This window comes from Streptomyces sp. NPDC048566 (assembly GCF_043199735.1).
Lineage (GTDB): Bacteria > Actinomycetota > Actinomycetes > Streptomycetales > Streptomycetaceae > Streptomyces.
Window position 1 is genome coordinate 763,405 of the sequence record NZ_JBICWL010000001.1, and the last position, 20,312, is coordinate 783,716.

Here is a 20,312-nt window from a genome sequence, read left to right on the forward strand (position 1 = left end):
TGTCGCGAGCGCGGCCCCGTTCGGGCCGGCGCCCCCGCCGCCGGGCCGGGGGAGGGGCCCGTCACCGGCCCGGGCGCACTCCGCGCGCCCGGGGTGAAGGCCCCGTGAAGGCGCGTAACGACGGCATCACAGCCCGGTCCTCCCTTGGGAACAGGGCGCGCACCGGCCCCCGGCCCGCGCCCCCCTCAGTGATAGAAAGAGCCGTCTGGAAACAATCTGAGAACCACCGGGTGTGGCGGGGATCCAACGCCGCCGATGGGCGCCACATCAGTGACAGAGGGGGAAGCGCTGATGAGTCAGCCGCCGAGTCAGCCGCCGCAGGGCGGGTTCGGAGCACCGCAGGACCAGCCGCCGAAGGACCAGCCGCCGAAGGACCAGCCGGGCGCCGCCGGCGCGCCGCAGGACCCGCGTTCGCAGGGCGGCTTCGGCGCCCCGCAGAACCCGCCGGCCGCCCCGCAGAACCCGCCGCCGGGCGCACCCCCCGGCACGCCCCCGCCGCCGCAGGGCGCGCCGCCCGCCCCGCAGCCCGGCTACGGGTACCCGCAGCAGCCCGGCCCCTACGCGCAGCCGGGCCCGTACGCGCAGCCCGGTCCCTACGGTCAGCCGCAGCAGCCGGGACCGTACGGTCAGCCCGGCCCCTACGGCCAGCCCGGCCCGTACGGCCAGCCCGGTCCCTACGGTCACCCGCAGCAGCCCGGCCCCGGCACCCCGCCGCCCGGCGGTTCGAAGAACCCCTTCAAGGGGCGGCCCGGCCTCGTCATCGCGGCCGCCGTCGCCGGACTGCTCGTCGTCGTCGGCACCGTGTGGGCCGTCGGCAGCGGTGGCGACGACCCGAAGAAGCCCGTCGCCCAGGACAGCCCGAGCCCGAAGCCGACCGTGTCGGACGACCCGGTCAACCCCGGTGACGGCAGCGGGGACGGCCGTGAGGAGGACGAGGACCTCAACGCCGGCCGCAATCCGGGCGAGGCGAAGGTGCTCTGGTACAAGTCGGCGCCCGACGCCCCCGGTTCGGGCGCGGAGGCCCCCGGCCTGTGGATCACCGGCAAGGCGGCGGTCAAGGCCGCGTACAAGCAGGTCTTCGCCTTCGAGACCGGCAGCGGCAAGCCCGCCTGGGACCCGCTGACGTTCCCGCAGAAGATCTGTGCCGCCACCCCGCAGAAGACGTCCGACGACAAGATCGTCATCGCGTACATGAGCGGCTCCGCCAGCGGGGCCAAGTGCAACCGGCTCCAGCAGATCGACCTGGACACCGGGGAGAAGGGCTGGAGCGGGAAGGTCGCCGACGGCGGTCTCTTCGACAGCGCCATCTCGGTCGACCTGTCCATCACCGGTCACACCCTCGCCGTCGGCCGCTCGATGTCCGGCACCGGGTACGACGTCTCCAGCGGCAAGAAGCTGTGGGACAAGGAGAAGTACGGGGCGAGCTGCTTCCCCTCCGGATTCGGGGGCGGCAGCACGCTGCTGTCGCTCGCGTCGTGCGGAGCGGGCACCGACACCGAGCACGACGAGGTGCAGGAACTCGACCCCGCCACCGGCAAGGCGAAGTGGACCACGAAGATCCCCAAGGGGTGGAAGGTCCAGCGCGCCTACTCCGTGGACCCGGTCGTCCTCTACCTCAAGAACGACGAGACGAAGAAGTACAACATCACCGCGCTGGACGGCAACGGCCGCGAGCGCTCGCAGCTGAAGAGCGACGACGGCTTCGCGCCCCGGTGCGGCTTCGTCATCTTCAGCGGTGACCTGGACGGCTGCTTCGGCGCCGTCGCCGACGCCGACACGCTCTACCTCCCGACCGACGAGAAGACCGACGCCAACGAGGTCGTCGCGTTCGACCTGGCGACCGGCAAGGAGAAGTGGCGCGTCAAGTCCCCCGCGGACAACCCGATGATGCCGATGAAGATGGACGGCACGAACCTCATCGCCTACGTCGAGCCGTCGTACGACGCCGGTGGCCGCGTCGTCTCCATCCCGACGACGGGCGGCGGCCACAAGCCGACCACGCTGCTGCGCAACCCCCAGGGCGCGGCGAAGGTCGAGGGCAGCTTCTTCTCGAAGGCACTCGACTACGTCGACGGGCGCTTCTACATCTCCACCACCCGGCTGACGGGCAACGACGAGGCGAAGGAGAAGCTGATGCTGGCCTACGGCAAGTGACCGCGGCCCACCGCCCGTTCCCCCGCGCTCCCCGCGCGCTCCGTCCCGCCGCCCCATCGTCCCCCGAGGTCACGTCATGAGTCAGCCGCCCCCGCCCCCGCCGAACCAGCCCCCCGCGGACCAGCCCGAGGAGAGCGGGTCCGCCGCGGAACGGCCCGCGCCGGAGAAGCCCGGGCAGGACGCCCGCCCCGCGGACCCGTCCCCGGCGGACCGGCCCGGACCCGAGGAGCCCGGCAAGGGCGGCTTCGGGGCACCCCAGGACCCGCCCCCGGGCGGCTTCGGGGCCCCGCAGAGCCCCCCGCCCGGCGGCTTCGGCGCCCCGCAGGACCCGGCCCCGGGCTTCGGCGCCCCGCAGAGCCCGCCCCCCGGCGGCTTCGGCGCGCCCGCCTCGCCCCCGCCGCCCGCGCAGGGCCCCGGCTACGGCTACCCGCAGACGCCTGAGCCCCCGCAGGCGGCCCCGCCCCAGCAGCCCTACGGCTATCCGCAGGCCCCGGCCCAGCAGCCCTACGGCTATCCGCAGGCCCCGGCCCAGCCGGGCTACGGCTACCCGGCCCAGCCGCAGAGCCCCTACGGGCAGCCCGGCCCGTACGGCCATCCGCAGCCGCCGACGATGCCGATGCAGCCGCAGGGCCCGCAGAAGGGGCCCGGCGGCGGCAAGCTCAACAGCCAGGTGCTCATCATCGTGGCGGCCGTCGTGGCCATCGCGCTGATCGTCGGCGCCGGAGTCCTCTACGCGCACTCCTCGGGGGACGGCAAGCCGGCCTCCGCCGGCGGCAGCGGTGCCACCGGCGGCAAGGGCGGGGACGACGGCAAGGGCACCGGCGGCGCCTCCTCCAACGGCGAGGAGAAGGTGCCGTCCAGCACCAGCGCCTCCAGCCTGTTCAAGATCCCCGCGCCGGCCGTCCCCAAGGACGACAGCAGCGTGAGCACGGTCGGCTCCTGGCTCACCGACACGGTGTACGCCAAGAGCGGCGTCGCCGAGATCAACGGCTACGACCCGGACTCCGGCGACAAGACCTGGACGATCAAGCTGCCCGGCCCGGTGTGCCAGGCCAGCCGGCACACCACCGACTCCGGCCGGACGGCGGTCATCTACGAGCCCGCCATGCCGACCAAGGAGGACCCGTCGCACGGATGCAGCCAACTCGCCGCCATCGACCTGAAGGCCGGCAAGAAGCTGTGGACGCACACGATCAAGTCCGGTGACCGCTCGATCAACCTCGACAACGTGACGGTCAGCGGCAACACGGTCGCCGCGGGCAGCACCAGCGGTGGCGGCGCCTTCGACATCTCCACCGGCAAGACGCTGTGGGCCCCGAAGTCCACCGACAGCTGCTACGACTCCGGTTACGGCGGCGGGCCCAAGCTGGTCGCCGTCCGCAAGTGCGGCGAGTACGGCAGCGCACGCCAGCTGCACATCCAGACCATCGACCCGACGTCGGGGAAGGTGGTCTCCGAGTACAAGATGTCTCCCGGCATCGAGTACGCCAGCGTCGTCTCCACCGACCCGCTGGTCGTCGCCGCCGACGTCGGCGACTCGGCCGGCGACGGCAGCGGCATCTCCGACTTCTTCTCGATCGACAACAAGACCGGCACGCTGCGCACCAAGATCTCGGCGCCGGGCAAGACCTACGCCGCCAAGTGCGACGGCATCACCCGCATCGAGTACTGCAGCGGGCTCGCCGTCGGCAACGACAAGCTGTACATCCCCACCGAGGAGCACGACGGCTCCGGCGACTACAGCCGGACCAACGAGATCGTCGCCTTCGACCTGGGCACCGGCAAGCAGACCGGCCAGCGCGCCGACGCCGGTGACGGCTACACGATCAGCCCGCTGCGCATGGACGGCGGCAACCTCCTCGCGTACAAGAGGCCGCCCTACGACAAGGGCGGACAGATCGTCACGATCGACGGGTCCTCGTTCAAGGAGACCAAGCTCCTGGTGAACCCCTCCGACGAGGCGACGCGCGACGCGGAGACCAGCATGCTCCCGGAGTACGCCGAGCTCCTCTTCCGCGACGGGCACCTGTACATGTCGCAGGTCTTCGCGGACAAGCCGTCCACGACGGGCGACAAGGAGTATCTGGCGATCGCTTTCGGAACGAAGTAGTCCGCACAGCGGACCGATACGTTCGGTCTCCGACACCTTTCCGGCTCCGTCCCTGTTCAGGGGCGGAGCCGGCCGTGTATCGCGCATCATGATCCCGGCGGAGGGAATCGATGTTTCCGGGTCACTTCTCTCCGGTAGGGGAAGCGCGACGTCGAACAAGCGTGTAGCTTCCGGGGGATGGAGGGCCGGGGGGGCTTCTCATCCACGGGGAACCAGTGGGCTGACCGGGGGGACTGGGGGTTGCCTGATGGGAGTGCGGCTCATGGTGGTCGACGACCACCGTCTGCTGGCGGAGGCGCTGGCCTCGGCGCTGAAGCTGCGCGGGCACCGGGTGCTCGCCGCCGCGGCGCCCGCCGCCGGGGCGGCGGAGCTGGTGATCAGCCGGTCGCCCGAGGTGTGCCTGCTCGGCACCGCGACGCCGGCCGAACCGGGGATGTTCGACCCGGTGGTGCGGATCAAGCGGGAGCGTCCCCAGGTGGCGGTCCTGGTGCTCGGCCCGGTCCCCAACCCCCGCGGCATCGCCGCCGCCTTCGCCGCGGGCGCCTCCGGCTACGTCCGGCACGACGAGCGCATCGAGGGCGTCGAGCGGGCCATCATGAAGGCGCGCGCCGGTGAGGCGGCGGTCGCGCCGCAACTGCTCCAGGGCGCCTTCGGTGAACTGCTCAACCCCGCGGCGCAGCCCGACGACGAGGGCCAGCGCCTGCTCCAGATGCTCACGCCCCGCGAGGTGGAGGTGCTGGTGCGGGTCGCCGACGGCGAGGACACCCGGCTCATCGCGGCCGGCATGGGCATCGCGCCCTCGACGGCCCGCACCCACGTCCAGCGGGTCCTGATGAAGCTGGGGGTCGGCTCCCGGCTGGAGGCGGCGGCGCTCGCGGCCCGCACGGGACTGCTCGACCGGGCGGGCCCGATCCCCGCCCCGGCGGCACCGCACCCCTCGGAGAACGACGGCCCCTGAGCCGCCGGGCCCGACGCGTACGGTCCGGGGTGCAGGGGCCGGGAGTCCGCCGGCCGCCGGGGCGACCGCGACCGGTGCCGCCCCGGCGGTACGGCCGCCGGTCTACTCCGCCGGGGGCCTGCCCTCGGCGAAGCTGGCGAAGTAGGCGGCGGCCATGTCCTCGTCCCCGTGGCCGTGGGCCGCGGCGCGGGCGAGCCGTTCGGCGGCGGCCTCGGCCACGTCGAGCCGGACGCCGTGCGCCCGCCCGGCCGCGACGATCAGCCGGGCGTCCTTCTCGGCGGTGGTGACGGCGAACGCCGCGGGGGAGAGCCGATTCTCCAGGACCAGCCCGGCCTTGGCGTGCAGATAGCCCATGTCGAGGGGCCCGCCGGCGATCAGCCCGAGGAAGTCCTGCGGGTCCACGCCGAGTCCGCGGGCCAGCGCGAGGGACTCGCCGGTCGCGGCGGTCGCCGCCAGCACCCAGCTGTTGGCGACGAGCTTGAGCCGGGTGGCGCTGCCCGCCGCTCCGTCCTCGCCGGTCCACACGGTGCGCGAGCCGACCGCGTCGAAGACCGGCCGCACGGTGTCCCGGGCCGCCGGCGGACCGGCGGCGAGCACGGTCAGCTGCCCGGCCTCGGCGGGGGCGCGGGTGCCGAGGACGGGAGCGTCGAAGAAGGCGAGGCCGTGCGCGCGGGCGAGGCCGGCCAGGTCCGCCACGGCGTCGATCCCGGCGGTGGTGGACTGCGCCCAGACCGTTCCCTCCCGCAGTCCGGGCGCCGCCTGCCGCATCGTGTCGAGGGTGGCCGGCCCGTCGTACAGCATGGTCAGGACGACGTCGGCGCCGCGGACGGCCTCCTCGGGCGTCGCCGCGACGTGCGCTCCGTCGGCGGCCAGCGGCTCGGCCTTGCCGGACGAGCGGTTCCAGACCCGGACGGCGTGTCCGGCGCGGGCGATGTTCCGGGCCATCGCGGCCCCCATGATCCCGGTGCCGAGGACGCCGACGGTGAGTGTCTCGTTCATGGGATCAGCCTTCCCGCTGGGCCCGATTCATGCGCGCCGGCCCGCCCGGCCGCTCCCGGGCCGGCGGGCCGCGCCGGGCCGCTGGCCGCCGTGCGCCGGCCGGTTCCGCGCCGGTGCGGGCCTCGCGGCCGGTGCCGGAGGGGACCGCGGGCGGTGCGGGCCGGCCAGATCGGCGGGGCCCGTCCGGCGCCGCCCGCGGGAGCGGACGCGTGGCGTCGACGCGGCGTCCGCGCCCGCGGGCGGGCCCGGCGCCGATCGCGTTCGCGCCGCCGGGCGGACCGGCCCCGCAGGCACCCGCCCCGGGCCCGGTGCGTCCCCGCGCAGGGTTTCCGGCCCGGGCACGGGGGCCGCGGGTCACCGCTCCGGCGGGGGCGTCCCGTCGGCTTCTGCGCCGGGTTCGGTGTCGGGCACCGGGGCGTCCAGCGGGCGGAGCCGGAGCCAGGCCAGGAAGAACAGGCCGAGGGCCAGCATGCCGAGGCCGGTCCACAGGTTGATGTTGACGCCGGCCGCCTTGTCGATGTCGGCGTCGGAGGCCGTGATGCCGGCGATCGTGACGATGATGCCGTAGAGCACGAACAGGCCGCCGATGATGCGGCGGATGTCGAACAGCCGGGCGGCGGTCGCGGACTTCCCCTGAAGCTCCGTGACCTGTCCCTGGACGTCGCGTTCCGAATGGTCGGACATGGTCTTCTCGATTCTCCCTCGTCAAGGACCGTCGCAGCTCGTCAGAGCGAGAACGGGATGTAGCAGGCGGCGGCCAGGACCACGGCGCCCCAGCCCAGCAGCGCCGGCCTGCGGTACCAGGCGTCGTCGCCGGTGGCCGGCGGCTCGGCCATGCCCGGCGAGCGGGTGCCGTAGACCAGGCCCTCCAGCTCCTCGGCGGGCTTCGGCGCGGTGAACAGGGACACGGCGACCATGACCACCGCGCCCGCGACGAAACCGGCGATCGCGGAGACGAAGTTGGCGCCCTGGTCGGAGGGGAAGCCGATCACGCCCTGCTTGTAGAGGACGAAGTAGTTCACCATCGCGGCCGTCGTGCCGGCCAGCAGGCCCCAGAAGCCCGACTTCACCGACGCGCGCCTCCAGAACATGCCGACGATGAACACCACGAACATCGGCACGTTGAAGAAGGAGAACAGGGTCTGGAGGTAGCTCATGATGTTGGAGAACGACGAGGCCAGGAACGCCGTGCCGATCGAGGCCAGGACGCCGATCACCGTGATCCAGCGGCCGAACCGGACGTAGTAGGCGTCGTCGCGGTCCTTCACCACGTAGCGCGCCCAGATGTCGGTCGTGAACACGGTGTTGAAGGAGGAGACGTTGGCCGCCATGCCCGCCATGAACGCGGCCAGCAGGCCGGTCACCGCGATGCCGAGGACACCGTTGGGCAGCAGTTCCTGCATCAGGTAGGGGATGGCGTCGTTGTACTGCAGGTCCGACCCCGGCATGCCGATCTTGGGGACCAGCACCGCGGCGACCAGGCCCGGGATCATCACCAGGAAGACGATGAAGATCTTCGGGTAGGCGGCGATGAGCGGGGTGCGCTTGGCCGCGGAGAGGTTCTTGGCGGACAGCGCGCGCTGCACCTCGGCGAAGTTCGTCGTCCAGTAGCCGAAGGACAGCACGAAGCCCAGACCCAGCACGATGGTCAGCCAGTTGGCGCCGAGCGGGTTGGCGCTGCCGATGCCGGTCCCGCCCCAGGCGGTCGTGAAGTTGTCGCCGTGCGAGGCGTCGAGGGAGTCCGTCAGGCCGTCCCAGCCGCCCACCCGCTTCAGGCCGAGCGCGGCGATGGGGATGAGCGCGGCGAGGATCACGAAGAACTGGAGGACCTCGTTGTAGATCGCCGAGGACAGGCCGCCCAGGGTGATGTACGCGAGCACGAAGAAGCCGGCGACGACGATCGCGACCCACTGCGGCCAGCCGAGCAGCGCCTCGACCACGATCGCGAGCGAGTAGAGGTTCACCCCCGCGATGAGGATCGCGGCGAAGGCGAACAGCGCCGAACTCAGCAGGTGCGCGTACTTGTCGAAGCGCAGGTAGAGGAACTCCGGCACCGAGCGGACCTTGGAGCCGTAGTAGAAGGGCATCATCACCAGGCCCAGGAAGACCATCGCCGGGATGGCGCCGATCCAGTACCAGTGCACGGTGTAGACGCCGTACTGGGCGCTGTTGGCCGCCATGCCGAGGATCTCGGTGGCGCCGAGGTTGGCCGAGATGAAGGCGAGGCCGGTGATCCAGGCCGGGAGCGAGCGTCCGGAGAGGAAGAAGTCGAGGCTCGTCCTGACCGAGCGGCGGGCCGCGAAGCCGATGCCGAGGACGACCGCGAAGTAGATGCCGAGAATCGTGTAGTCGAGTGCGTTCGTGGGGAGCCGCAGCTCGGCGGCCAGCACGCTGCCCGCCGGTGGGAGATATGTGGGGGATTGCATCAGAACTCGCTTCGTCGCGTGAACGTATCCGACCGGAACCTACGCCGCTACCGCTAAGAAATGAACACTTTTGATGGTGTCCTTTGTTTGATCGTGATGTTGACGCTGCTGGTGCCTTGTGGTTTGTTGTGTTCGGTTCTGTTTGAAGCGTGCTCGGGTGTGGATGGGGAGTCCGACAGTGAAGAAGACCTCGACGCGGCTCGCCGACGGTCGTGAACTCATCTACTACGACGCACGCGACGACCGGGTCCGCGACGCGGTGGACCGGCGCCCGCTCGACCCGACCGTCACCACCTCCGAGGTGCGCCGCGACCCGCTGCTCGGCGACGCGGTGGCGATCGCCTCGCACCGCCAGGGCCGCACCTACCACCCGCCGGCCGACGAGTGCCCGCTGTGCCCGTCCTCCGGCGACCGGCTCAGCGAGATCCCGGACTCCTCCTACGACGTCGTCGTCTTCGAGAACCGCTTCCCCTCGCTGGCCGGCGACGCCGGGCGCTGCGAGGTGGTCTGCTTCACCTCCGACCACGACGCCTCCTTCGCCGACCTGACGGAGGCGCAGGCGGGGCTCGTGCTGGAGGCGTGGACCGACCGCACGGCCGAGCTGTCGCATCTGCCTGCCGTGGACCAGGTGTTCTGCTTCGAGAACCGCGGCGCCGAGATCGGCGTGACCCTCGGCCACCCCCACGGGCAGATCTACGGCTACCCCTTCGTCACCCCGCGGACCGCCCTGATGCTGAGCTCCCTCGCCTCCCACAAGCGGGCCACAGGCGGCGGGAACCTGTTCGACGAGGTCGTCGAACGGGAGCTGGCGGACGGCTCACGCGTCGTCCTGTCGAGTGAGCACTGGGTCGCCTTCGTGCCGTACGCCGCGCACTGGCCCTACGAGGTCCACCTCTACCCCCGCCGCCGCGTCCCCGACCTGCTCGGGCTCGACGAGGACGCGCGCACAGCGTTTCCCCAGGTCTATCTGGAACTCTTGAGGCGCTTCGACCGGATCTTCGGCGGACCGGAGGGTGCCGAGGGCGCGGCGGGCGGTGCCCCGACGCCGTACATCGCGGCCTGGCACCAGGCCCCGTTCGGCCCGCTCGACGCGTTCGAGGGCGTCAACCGCGACGACTTCGCGCTGCACCTCGAGCTTTTCACCATTCGCCGCACTTCCGGCAAGCTGAAGTTCCTCGCGGGTTCCGAGTCCGGCATGAACGTGTTCATCAACGACGTGCCGCCGGAGACCGCGGCTCAGCGACTGCGAGAGGTAGCGAGTTCATGAGTGGGAAGTACCTGGTCACCGGTGGAGCCGGCTACGTGGGCAGCGTGGTCGCCCGCCACCTGCTGGAGGCGGGCCACGAGGTCACCGTCCTCGACAACCTCTCGACGGGCTTTCGCGAGGGCGTCCCCGCCGGCGCCGCCTTCGTCGAGGGCGACATCCGCGACGCCGCCAAGTGGCTGGACTCCTCCTTCGACGCCGTCCTGCACTTCGCCGCGTTCTCCCAGGTCGGCGAGTCCGTCGTGCAGCCCGAGAAGTACTGGGACAACAACGTCGGCGGCACCATGGCGCTGCTCGCCGCGATGCGGGAGGCGGAAGTGCGCCGCCTGGTGTTCTCCTCCACCGCCGCGACCTACGGCGAGCCCGAGACCACCCCGATCGTGGAGTCCGCGCCCACCCGCCCCACCAACCCCTACGGCGCCTCCAAGCTGGCCGTCGACCACATGATCACCGGCGAGGCAGCCGCCCACGGACTGGCCGCGGTCTCCCTGCGCTACTTCAACGTGGCGGGCGCCTACGGCGACAGCGGCGAGCGGCACGACCCCGAGTCGCACCTCATCCCGCTCGTCCTCCAGGTCGCCCTGGGCCGCCGCGAGGCCATCTCGATCTACGGCGACGACTACCCCACCCCGGACGGCACCTGCATCCGCGACTACATCCACGTCGCCGACCTCGCCGAGGCGCACCTGCTGGCACTCGGCGCCGCCGCCCCCGGCGAGCACCTCGTCTGCAACCTCGGCAACGGCAACGGCTTCTCCGTCCGCGAGGTCGTCGAGACCGTGCGCCGGGTCACCGGACACCCGATCCCCGAGGTCGTGGCACCGCGCCGCGGCGGGGACCCGGCCGTCCTCGTCGCCTCCGCCGACACCGCCCGCGAGCGGCTCGGCTGGAACCCGTCCCGCGCGGATCTCGCGGGCATCGTCGCGGACGCGTGGCAGTTCGCCCGGAACACAGCGAAGGGGTAACAGGTGGAGCAGGTGGGGGTACGCGAGGGGTTCGAGGAGCTGTACGGGGCGCCGCCCGAGGGCGTCTGGGCGGCGCCGGGCCGGGTCAACCTGATCGGCGAGTACACGGACTTCAACGAGGGGTTCGTGCTGCCGCTCGCGCTGCCGCACACGGCGGTCGCGGCGGTGTCCCGCCGCTTCGACGGGGTGCTGCGGCTGAACTCGGCGGACGTCGACGGTCCCGTCGTGGAACTGCGGGCCGACGAACTCGTGCCGCGCTCGGACACCGGCTGGGCCGCCTACCCGGCGGGCGTGGTCTGGGCGCTGCGCGAGGCCGGCCACCCGGTCGGCGGCGCCGACGTCCACCTCGCCTCCACGGTCCCCACCGGCGCCGGCCTGTCCTCCTCCGCCGCCCTGGAGGTCGTCACCGCCCTCGCCCTCGACGAGCTGTACGGCCTCGGCCTGTCCCGTCCCGAGCTGGCCCGCCTCGCGCAGCGCGCCGAGAACGACTTCGTCGGCGTGCCGTGCGGCGTGATGGACCAGACGGCGTCGGCCTGCTGCACCGAGGGCCACGCCCTGCACCTGGACTGCCGGGACCTGTCGATCCGCCAGGTCCCCTTCGACCTCGCCTCCCGGGGGCTGGAACTCCTCGTCGTCGACACCCGGGTGAAGCACGCGCTCGGCGACGGGGCGTACGCTAAGCGGCGGGACGGCTGCGAGGAGGGCGCCCGCCTCCTGGGCGTCTCCCACCTGCGCGACGTCCCCTTCGACGGGCTGGACGCCGCGCTGGCGCGCCTCGGCGACGAACGGGTGCGCCGCTACGTCCGCCACGTGGTCGGCGACGACCACCGGGTGCGGCGGGTCGTCTCCCTGCTCGACGCCGGCGACGTTCGGGCGATCGGGCCGGTCCTGACGGAGGGTCACGCCTCGCTCCGCGACGACCTGCGGATCTCCTGCCCCGAACTGGACCTGGCCGTCGCGACGGCGAACACGGCGGGGGCGCTCGGAGCACGGATGACCGGGGGCGGCTTCGGCGGGTCGGCGATCGTGCTGCTGGAGTCCGGCGACGCGGACCACGTCGGCAAGGCGATCACGGAGGCGTTCCGGTCCGCGGGCTTCGCGAGCCCGCGGATCTTCCCGGCCGTTCCCTCGGCGGGGGCCCGCCGGATCGGCTGAACCCGCTGCACCCCCGCGCCGCGCCCCGCCGCTACGCCGCGCCTGCCCCGGGCGCGGTCCCCGGACCGCCGCCCGGCCGCCGGAACGTCTTGGTCAGGGTGTACTCCGTGATGCCCGGCGGGTAGTCGGGGATCGCGGCGACGACCTCGTAGCCCTGTCCGCGGTAGAAGTCCGGGGCCTGGAAGTCCCAGGTCTCCAGCCGGGACGCGGTGCAGCCGCGCTCGCCAGCGGCCCGCTCGGCCTCGGCCAGGAGCCGGCTGCCGAGGCCGTTCCCGCGCCGGTGACCGTCCACCCACAGATAGGTGACGTGCAGCCAGGTCGCCCAGGTGTGCCCCACCAGGCCGCCCGCCAGCTCGCCCGCCTCGTCCAGGGCCCACAGGTCGAGGGGGTGCCGGCGCTCCTGCGGGGTGCCGCGCAGGGCGCGGAGCACGGGCGACGCCGCGGTGTTGGTCTCCAGCAGTCGCCGGCGGAGCAGATCCCGACGCTCCTTGTCGTCTCCCGTCTCGATACGAAACATACGGCTCACCATAAACGCGCTGGCCAACCAGTTCTGCAAATTGCCTTCCGCTCCCCGCCCCCGCCCGTACTCTGATGAGCAGTACCGGTGGGGGCCGGTGCTGATCAGGGGGCGAGACAGTCGGGTACGACGCCCGAAGTGGGGGTAGCACTTCCAGCACGGCGGCGGCCGTGCGGTCGCGGCACCCCGCTTCCGGGTCGCAAGCCGGCTCGGGAGCACTCGGGCGCCGTACCCGTACCGACCGTCCCCCGACAGTGGGGGTTTCAGTGGTTCGCATCCGAGTACTGGTCGTCGACGACCACCGCATCTTCGCCGAGTCGCTCGCCGCGGCTCTCGCGGCCGAGCCGGACGTCGACGTGTCCGCCGCGGGCAGCGGGCCCGCGGCGCTGCGCTGCCTGGAACGGGCCGCGGCGGAGGGCCGGCGGTTCGACGTGCTGCTCGTCGACGCCGACCTCGGCGGCAACGTCCCGGGCGTGCGTCCGGCGGTGCCCGTCCAGGAGAGCAACGAGGACGGCCTGGTGGACGGCATCTCGCTGGTCGCCGGCGTGCGCTCCGCGCAGCCGGGCGTTCGGACCGTGGTGCTGGCCGAGAAGGACGACCCGCGCCGGGCGGCCCTCGCCCTCCAGGCGGGGGCCTCCGGCTGGGTGGCCAAGGACTGCTCCCTGTCGCGGCTGCTGACCGTCATACGGGGTGTTCTGCGCGAGGAGACGCATCTGCCGCCCGCCCTGCTCACCGGGGTGCTGCGGGAGCTGACGGCCGCGCGCAAGCACCGCACCGAGAGCGAGCGGCTCGTCGAGTCGCTGACGCCCCGGGAACGCGAGGTGCTGCGCTGCATGGTGGCGGGGCTGGGCCGCAAGGCGGTGGCGGAGCGGCTGTTCCTCTCCCCGCACACCGTCCGCACCCACATGCAGAACGTGCTCGGCAAGCTCGGCGTGCACTCCACGCTCGCCGCCGTGGCGCTGGCCCGGCGGGCCGGGGTCGGCCCCGTCGACCTAGCCGGGGATGTTGTCGAACGGGGCGGTCAGCTGGCGTAGCAGCCCGGCCAGCTCACCGCGCTGGCCCCGGCTCAGCTCCGCCAGGATCGCCCGCTCCTGCTCCAGCAGTCCGGCCAGCGCCTGGTCGGCCCGGTCGCGGCCCTCCTCGGTGAGCCGGACGAGGACGCCCCGGCGGTCGCTCGGGTCCGGAAGGCGCTCCACCAGGCCCTTCTTCGTCAGCCGGTCGATGCGGTTGGTCATCGTGCCCGAGGTGACGAGCGTCTGGGTGAGCAGCTGTCCGGGGGAGAGCTGGTACGGCGATCCGGCGCGCCGCAGCGCCGTCAGGACGTCGAACTCCCAGGGCTCCAGGCTGTGCTCGGAGAAGGCCAGGCGGCGCGCCCGGTCCAGGTGCCGGGCCAGCCTGCTCACGCGGCTCAGGACCTCCAGCGGTTCCACGTCGAGGTCCGGGCGCTCCCGGCGCCACGCAGCGACCAGCCGATCGACCTCGTCCTCCATGACGATCAGTGTAGTGGTTGTGTCGACGTGAAGTCTCTTGGCATCAAGTCTCTTGACGTCGAGAGAGTAATGCTGTGAGGCTGGAGTCCGGAAACGGTCCGCCCGCGGCTCCCGTCCGGCGGCCCGCACCCCACCGCGACCCAGCGAGGAGAACGTCATGAACGCCCCGCCCACCTGGGATCCCCGCCAGTACCTGCGCCACGCCGCGCACCGGGCCCGGCCCCTCGCCGACCTCCTCGCCCGCGTCCCGGACCTGCCCGCGGACCCCGCCCGCGTCGCCGACCTCGGCTGCGGCCCCGGCAACAGCACCGCCCACCTCGCCGAGCGCCTGCCCGCCGCCCGCATCACCGGCTACGACAACTCCGCCGAGATGCTGGCCCGCGCCGTCGCCGACCACGCCGGCCCCACCCCCGGCGGCGGGCGCCTCGACTTCGCCCACGCCGACCTCACCGACTGGACGCCCACCGAGACCTACCACCTCATCGCCTCCAACGCCGCGCTCCAGTGGGTGCCCGGGCACCTCGACGCCCTCCCCGGCTGGCTCGACGCCCTCGCCCCCGGCGGCACCCTCGCCGTCCAGATGCCCGACAACTCCGACGCGCCCCTGCACGCCCTGATGCGCGACCTCGCCGACTCCGCGCCCTTCAAGGACCGCCTCGCCGGCGTCCTGCGCGCCCCCGGCTCCGTCCACGACCCGCTCGTCTACCTGGACCGCCTCGAAGCCCTCGGCTGCGCCGCGGACGTCTGGCAGACCACCTACCTGCACCTGCTGTCCGGTCCCGACGCCGTGCTCGACTGGGCCAAGGGCACCGGGCTGCGGCCCGTGCTCACCGCCCTCGCCGACGACCCCGAGGCCCGCGACCGTTTCGTCGCCGCCTACCGCGACCTGCTGCGCGAGGCCTACCCCGAGCGGCCCTACGGCACGGTCCTGCCGTTCCGCCGGCTGTTCGCCGTGGCCCGGAAGGAGTACTGATGATCACCGCCCTCGACCACGTCCAGCTCGCCGCCCCGCCCGGCACCGAGGACCTGCTGCGCGCCTTCTACACCGGTGCCCTCGGCATGACCGAGATCCCCAAACCGCCCGCCCTCGCCGCCCGCGGCGGCTGTTGGTTCGGGACCGGAGCCGTACAGCTCCACCTCGGCATCGAGCGCGACGCCCGGCCCGCGAAGAAGGCGCACCCCGGTCTCCGCGTCACCGGCATCGACGCCTTCGCCGCCCGCGTCGCCGCCGCGGGCGCCCCCGTCACCTGGGACGACGCGCTCCCGGGCCACCGGCGCTTCTCCTGCGAGGACCCCGTCGGCAACCGCCTGGAGTTCCTCGAACCGCATCCGGCCGGGACCGCCACGGGGGAGCGGTCCCGGCCGGAGGGGGACTGACGGGCGGCGGTCCTCACGCCTTGCGGTGCCCTATCAGCCGCGGCTTGGGCTCCAGGCCGTCCAGGCCGTGCCAGGCAAGGTTCACCAGGTGCGCCGCCACCTCCGCCTTGCGCGGCTTGCGCACGTCCAGCCACCACTGCCCGGTCAGCGCGACCATCCCGACCAGGGCCTGCGCGTACAGCGGCGCGAGCTTGGAGTCGAAACCGCGGCTCTTGAACTCGCGGCCCAGGATGTCCTCCACCTGGGTCGCGATGTCCGAGATCAGCGACGCGAACGACCCCGTCGACTGCGGGATCGGGGAGTCGCGGACCAGGATGCGGAAACCGTCCGTGTACTCCTCGATGTAGTCCAGCAGCGCGAAGGCGGCCTGCTCGCACAGCTCCCGCGGATGCCCGGCCGTCAGCGAACCCGTCACCATGTCCAGCAGCCGGCGCATCTCCCGGTCCACCACGACCGCGTACAGGCCCTCCTTGCCGCCGAAGTGCTCGTACACCACCGGCTTGGACACCCCGGCCTTCGCCGCGATCTCCTCCACCGAGGTCCCCTCGAAGCCCTTGGCCGCGAACAGGGTGCGGCCGATCTCCAGCAACTGCTGACGGCGCTCCGCGCCGGTCATCCGGGTGCGGCGCGCACGCCGCGGCTTCTCACTGCTGCTCGGGGTGCTGCTGGAGTCGGTCGCCACGCCGTCAATCATGCCGCTTCGGCGGACTGCTGCTCGCGCCGGGAGCGCTTGGCGTCCGCGGCACGGCGTGCGTCGACCCGCGAGGGGGACGGCCACCGCACGTCCCAGGCCCATCCGAGCTGCTCGCACCAGCGGATGATCCGCGCCGAGGAGTCGATCTGGCCGCGGTCCACGCCGTGCCGCGCCGACGTCGGATCGGCGTGGTGCAGGTTGTGCCAGGACTCGCCGCACGACAGCACCGCCAGCCACCACACGTTGCCCGAGCGGTCCCGCGAGCGGAACGGCCGCCTGCCCACCGCGTGGCAGATCGAGTTGATCGACCACGTCACGTGGTGCAGCAGTGCCACCCGCACCAGCGACCCCCAGAAGAACCCGGTGAACGCGCCCCACCACGACATCGTCGCCAGACCGCCGATCAGCGCCGGCAGCCCCATGGAGAGCAGCGTCCAGAGGATGAACTGGCGCGAGATCGCCCGGATCACCGGGTCCTTCACCAGATCCGGCGCGTACTTCTCCTGCGGCGTGCGCTCCTCGTCGAACATCCATCCGATATGGGCCCACCACAGGCCCTTCAGCAGCGCCGGCACCGTCTCCCCGTACCGCCACGGCGAATGCGGATCACCCTCCGCGTCGGAGAACCGGTGGTGCTTGCGGTGATCCGCCACCCAGCGCACCAGCGGCCCCTCCACCGCCATCGACCCCGCGACGGCCATCGCGATCCGCAGCGGCTGCTTCGCCTTGAAGGAACCGTGCGTGAAGTAGCGGTGGTAACCGATCGTGATGCCGTGGCACCCCAGGAAGTAGAAGAACACCAGCAGGCCCAGGTCCAGCCAGCTCACCCCCCAGCCCCACACCAGCGGCACCGCCGCCAGCAGCGCGAGGAACGGAACGGCGATGAACAGCAGAAGCGTGATCTGCTCCAGCGACCCCTTCCTCTCGCCGCCCAGCGTGGCGGCGGGAGGAACGGTGCCGTCGCCGTCCGCCCGCCGGGCGTCGTCGATCACATCGGAACTCGTGGTCATGGGCGTCCCCTGGAGGGTTCGAAGGTGCGGAAGGCCGGGGAAGAGTGTCCGGGGTGCGGTCCCCGCGGTTCACCCGTCGTCCGACGGGAGACCCTACGGGTCCGTAACCTACGGCGTCGTAAGTATGTCAGCGCGTAGCCCGGCGGCAAGAGCCCGACAGCCTGCGCGTCCGTAACGACACCTATCCTTGGAATCGGTCGGACAGCGCGGTCCGCTCTGAATTCTTCCCGGATGCCTGCCCGCCAAGCGGCTCCCGCCGCGCGGTCGGACACCCGGGTCCCCTCCCAGCCGAGCCTCAGACGAGATTCCCCACTCTTCAGACGAGCTTCACCACTGCAAGGAGCCGCACCTGTGAGCAGTGCCGACGACCAGACCACGACGACCAGCAGCGAGCTGCGCGCCGACATCCGCCGCCTGGGCGACCTGCTCGGTGAGACCCTCGTACGGCAAGAGGGCCCCGAACTCCTGGAACTGGTCGAGAAGGTCCGCCGACTGACCCGCGAGGACGGCGAGGCCGCCGCCGAGCTGCTGCGCGGAACCGAACTGGAGACCGCCGCCAAGCTGGTCCGCGCCTTCTCGACCTACTTCCACCTCGCCAACGTCACCGAGCAGGTCCACCGAGGCCGCGAACTGCGCGCCCGGCGCGCCGCCGACGGCAGCCTGCTGGCCCGCACCGCGGACCGCCTCAAGGACGCCGACCCCGAGCACCTGCGCCAGACGGTCAGGAACCTCAACGTCCGCCCCGTCTTCACCGCGCACCCCACCGAAGCGGCCCGCCGGTCGGTCCTCAACAAGCTGCGCCGCATCGCGGCCCTGCTGGAGACCCCCGTCATCGAGGCCGACCGCCGCCGCTACGACACCCGCCTCGCCGAGAACATCGACCTCGTGTGGCAGACCGACGAGCTCCGCGTCGTCCGCCCCGAACCCGCCGACGAGGCCCGCAACGCCATCTACTACCTCGACGAGCTGCACGCCGGCGCCGTCGGCGACGTCCTGGAGGACCTCACCGCCGAACTCGAGCGCGTCGGCGTCGCCCTCCCCGACGACACCCGCCCCCTCACCTTCGGCACCTGGATCGGCGGCGACCGCGACGGCAACCCCAACGTCACCCCCGAGGTCACCTGGGACGTGCTGATCCTCCAGCACGAGCACGGCATCAACGACGCCCTCGACCTCGTCGACGAACTGCGCGGCTTCCTGTCGAACTCCATCCGCTACACCGGCGCCAACGACGACCTGCTGGAATCCCTCCAGAACGACCTCGGACGGCTCCCCGAGATCAGCCCCCGCTACAAGCGGCTCAACGCCGAGGAGCCCTACCGGCTCAAGGCCACCTGCATCCGCCAGAAGCTGGAGAACACCAAGCTCCGCCTCGCCAAGGGCACCGCCCACGAGGAAGGGCGGGACTACCTCGGCACCGCCGAACTCCTGCACGACCTCGTCCTCATCCAGAGCTCGCTGCGCGAACACCGCGGCGGCCTCATCGCCGACGGGCGGATGAACCGCACCATCCGCACCCTGGCCGCCTTCGGCCTCCAGCTCGCCACGATGGACGTCCGCGAACACGCCGACGCCCACCACCACGCCCTCGGCCAGCTCTTCGACCGCCTCGGCGAGGAATCCTGGCGCTACGCCGACATGCCGCGCGAATACCGCGCCAAGCTCCTGGCCAAGGAACTGCGCTCCCGGCGCCCGCTCGCCCCCACCCCGGCCCCGCTCGACGCGGCCGGCCACAAGACCCTCGGCGTCTTCGAGACCATCAAGAAGGCCCTCGCGATCTTCGGACCCGAGGTCGTCGAGTCCTACATCATCTCCATGTGCCAGGGCGCCGACGACGTCTTCGCCGCCGCCGTCCTCGCCCGCGAGGCCGGACTGCTCGACCTGCACGCCGGCTGGGCCAAGATCGGCATCGTCCCCCTCCTGGAGACCACGGACGAGCTCAAGGCCGCCGACACCATCCTGGAGGACATGCTCTCCGACCCGTCCTACCGGCGCCTGGTGGCGCTGCGCGGCGACGTCCAGGAGGTCATGCTCGGCTACTCCGACTCGTCCAAGTTCGGCGGCATCACCACCTCCCAGTGGGAGATCCACCGCGCCCAGCGCCGGCTGCGCGACGTCGCCCACCGCTACGGCGTACGGCTGCGCCTCTTCCACGGCCGCGGCGGCACCGTCGGCCGCGGCGGCGGCCCCTCCCACGACGCCATCCTCGCCCAGCCCTGGGGAACCCTCGAAGGCGAGATCAAGGTCACCGAGCAGGGCGAGGTCATCTCCGACAAGTACCTCGTCCCCTCCCTCGCCCGCGAGAACCTCGAACTGACCGTCGCCGCCACCCTGCAGGCATCCGCCCTGCACACCGCGCCCCGCCAGTCCGACGAGGCCCTCTCCCGCTGGGACGCGGCCATGGACGTCGTCTCCGACGCCGCCCACTCCGCCTATCGGCGCCTGGTCGAGGACCCCGACCTGCCGACCTACTTCCTCGCCTCCACCCCCGTCGACCAGCTCGCCGAACTCCACCTCGGCTCGCGGCCCTCCCGCCGCCCCGGCTCGGGCGTCTCCCTGGACGGGCTGCGCGCCATCCCGTGGGTCTTCGGCTGGACCCAGTCACGGCAGATCGTCCCCGGCTGGTTCGGCGTCGGCTCCGGCCTCAAGGCGCTGCGCGAAGCCGGTCTCGACACCGTGCTCGACGAGATGCACGAACAGTGGCACTTCTTCCGCAACTTCCTGTCCAACGTCGAGATGACCCTCGCCAAGACCGACCTGCGGATCGCCGGCCACTACGTCGACACCCTCGTCCCCGACGAGCTCAAGCACGTCTTCGACACCATCCGGGCCGAACACGAACTCACCGTCCGCGAGGTCCTGCGCATCACCGGCGGCGAGAAGCTCCTCGACACCAACCCGGTGCTCCAGCAGACCTTCTCCATCCGCGACGCCTACCTCGACCCGATCTCCTACCTCCAGGTCGCCCTCCTCAAGCGCCAGCGCGACGAGGCCGCCGCCGGCCACGACCCCGACCCGCTGCTCGCCCGCGCCCTGCTGCTGACGGTCAACGGCGTCGCCGCGGGCCTGCGCAACACCGGCTGACCCCTCGGCCCGGCGGCCCGGCGGCCCGGCGGCCCGCCGGCCCGCCGGGCCGTGTCGCGCGAAGGCGCCCTCCGCATCCGTCCCGACGGACACGGAGGGCGCCTTCGCG

17 protein-coding genes are annotated in these 20,312 nt (G+C 72.5%); 10 read left to right on the forward strand and 7 right to left on the reverse strand.

The window, feature by feature from the left end:
• The first annotated feature begins 291 nt into the window (after positions 1 to 291).
• The 3 genes from ACGFS9_RS03450 (at position 292) to ACGFS9_RS03460 (ending at position 5,222) form a co-directional block, all read left to right on the forward strand.
• The gene (locus ACGFS9_RS03450) at positions 292 to 2,154 is read left to right on the forward strand and encodes a PQQ-binding-like beta-propeller repeat protein (protein ID WP_393250315.1); all 1,863 of its coding nucleotides are present in this window, start codon (positions 292 to 294) and stop codon (positions 2,152 to 2,154) included.
• 76 nt (positions 2,155 to 2,230) lie between these two features.
• Complete coding sequence (locus ACGFS9_RS03455) at positions 2,231 to 4,264, forward strand: PQQ-binding-like beta-propeller repeat protein (RefSeq protein ID WP_393250317.1); 2,034 nt, start codon at positions 2,231 to 2,233, stop codon at positions 4,262 to 4,264.
• A 247-nt stretch (positions 4,265 to 4,511) separates the two neighbouring features.
• Positions 4,512 to 5,222 (forward strand): LuxR C-terminal-related transcriptional regulator, encoded by a 711-nt coding sequence (locus ACGFS9_RS03460; RefSeq protein WP_393250319.1) that lies wholly within the window; start codon positions 4,512 to 4,514, stop codon positions 5,220 to 5,222.
• Positions 5,223 to 5,324: 102 nt separating this feature from the next.
• Here the strand turns inward: ACGFS9_RS03460 and ACGFS9_RS03465 are convergent, their stop codons facing one another.
• From ACGFS9_RS03465 to ACGFS9_RS03475, 3 genes are all read right to left on the reverse strand, one after another.
• Positions 5,325 to 6,221 carry an NAD(P)-dependent oxidoreductase gene (locus tag ACGFS9_RS03465; protein WP_393250321.1) on the reverse strand — a complete coding sequence of 299 codons (897 nt, stop codon included), beginning with the start codon at positions 6,219 to 6,221 and terminating at the stop codon, positions 5,325 to 5,327.
• Between the two features lie 354 nt (positions 6,222 to 6,575).
• Positions 6,576 to 6,905 carry a hypothetical protein gene (locus ACGFS9_RS03470; protein ID WP_393250323.1) on the reverse strand — a complete coding sequence of 110 codons (330 nt, stop codon included), beginning with the start codon at positions 6,903 to 6,905 and terminating at the stop codon, positions 6,576 to 6,578.
• Positions 6,906 to 6,946: 41 nt separating this feature from the next.
• On the reverse strand, positions 6,947 to 8,647 hold the full coding sequence (locus ACGFS9_RS03475; protein WP_393250325.1) for a sodium:solute symporter family protein: 1,701 nt from the start codon (positions 8,645 to 8,647) through the stop codon (positions 6,947 to 6,949).
• Between the two features lie 178 nt (positions 8,648 to 8,825).
• Here ACGFS9_RS03475 and galT point away from each other — a divergent pair, with 178 nt between their 5' ends.
• The 3 genes from galT to galK are packed head-to-tail and all read left to right on the forward strand — an operon-like array spanning position 8,826 to position 12,031.
• On the forward strand, positions 8,826 to 9,914 hold the full coding sequence (gene galT, locus ACGFS9_RS03480; protein ID WP_393250327.1) for a galactose-1-phosphate uridylyltransferase: 1,089 nt from the start codon (positions 8,826 to 8,828) through the stop codon (positions 9,912 to 9,914).
• Positions 9,911 to 10,876 (forward strand): UDP-glucose 4-epimerase GalE, encoded by a 966-nt coding sequence (gene galE, locus ACGFS9_RS03485; RefSeq protein ID WP_393250329.1) that lies wholly within the window; start codon positions 9,911 to 9,913, stop codon positions 10,874 to 10,876. Before galT ends, galE begins: the two co-directional genes overlap by 4 nt.
• Before the next feature lie 12 nt (positions 10,877 to 10,888).
• Positions 10,889 to 12,031, forward strand: coding sequence for a galactokinase (galK, locus tag ACGFS9_RS03490; RefSeq protein ID WP_393250537.1), 1,143 nt, complete (start codon positions 10,889 to 10,891; stop codon positions 12,029 to 12,031).
• A gap of 31 nt (positions 12,032 to 12,062) precedes the next feature.
• Here galK and ACGFS9_RS03495 read toward each other — a convergent pair whose 3' ends face one another.
• Positions 12,063 to 12,560, reverse strand: a complete 498-nt coding sequence (locus ACGFS9_RS03495) for a GNAT family N-acetyltransferase (RefSeq protein WP_393250331.1) — start codon at positions 12,558 to 12,560, stop codon at positions 12,063 to 12,065.
• Positions 12,561 to 12,814: 254 nt separating this feature from the next.
• Here ACGFS9_RS03495 and ACGFS9_RS03500 point away from each other — a divergent pair, with 254 nt between their 5' ends.
• Positions 12,815 to 13,582, forward strand: coding sequence for a LuxR C-terminal-related transcriptional regulator (locus tag ACGFS9_RS03500; protein ID WP_393250333.1), 768 nt, complete (start codon positions 12,815 to 12,817; stop codon positions 13,580 to 13,582).
• Here ACGFS9_RS03500 and ACGFS9_RS03505 read toward each other — a convergent pair.
• The gene (locus tag ACGFS9_RS03505; protein WP_081217735.1) at positions 13,541 to 14,038 is read right to left on the reverse strand and encodes a MarR family winged helix-turn-helix transcriptional regulator; all 498 of its coding nucleotides are present in this window, start codon (positions 14,036 to 14,038) and stop codon (positions 13,541 to 13,543) included. The two genes, ACGFS9_RS03500 and ACGFS9_RS03505, sit on opposite strands and share 42 nt — an antisense overlap.
• Before the next feature lie 157 nt (positions 14,039 to 14,195).
• Here ACGFS9_RS03505 and ACGFS9_RS03510 point away from each other — a divergent pair, with 157 nt between their 5' ends.
• Positions 14,196 to 15,011 (forward strand): trans-aconitate 2-methyltransferase, encoded by an 816-nt coding sequence (locus tag ACGFS9_RS03510; protein ID WP_393250335.1) that lies wholly within the window; start codon positions 14,196 to 14,198, stop codon positions 15,009 to 15,011.
• Positions 15,011 to 15,415 (forward strand): VOC family protein, encoded by a 405-nt coding sequence (locus tag ACGFS9_RS03515; protein WP_393250337.1) that lies wholly within the window; start codon positions 15,011 to 15,013, stop codon positions 15,413 to 15,415. The genes ACGFS9_RS03510 and ACGFS9_RS03515 overlap by 1 nt, the downstream gene beginning before the upstream one ends.
• Positions 15,416 to 15,428: 13 nt before the next feature.
• Here ACGFS9_RS03515 and ACGFS9_RS03520 read toward each other — a convergent pair whose 3' ends face one another.
• Positions 15,429 to 16,109 carry a TetR/AcrR family transcriptional regulator gene (locus ACGFS9_RS03520; RefSeq protein WP_328555094.1) on the reverse strand — a complete coding sequence of 227 codons (681 nt, stop codon included), beginning with the start codon at positions 16,107 to 16,109 and terminating at the stop codon, positions 15,429 to 15,431.
• Positions 16,106 to 17,119: an acyl-CoA desaturase gene (locus ACGFS9_RS03525; RefSeq protein WP_393250339.1), complete on the reverse strand. Its 1,014-nt coding sequence runs from the start codon at positions 17,117 to 17,119 to the stop codon at positions 16,106 to 16,108. Before ACGFS9_RS03525 ends, ACGFS9_RS03520 begins: the two co-directional genes overlap by 4 nt.
• Before the next feature lie 351 nt (positions 17,120 to 17,470).
• Here ACGFS9_RS03525 and ppc point away from each other — a divergent pair, with 351 nt between their 5' ends.
• Positions 17,471 to 20,203 carry a phosphoenolpyruvate carboxylase gene (gene ppc / locus ACGFS9_RS03530; protein WP_393250341.1) on the forward strand — a complete coding sequence of 911 codons (2,733 nt, stop codon included), beginning with the start codon at positions 17,471 to 17,473 and terminating at the stop codon, positions 20,201 to 20,203.
• The last annotated feature ends 109 nt before the right edge of the window (positions 20,204 to 20,312 follow it).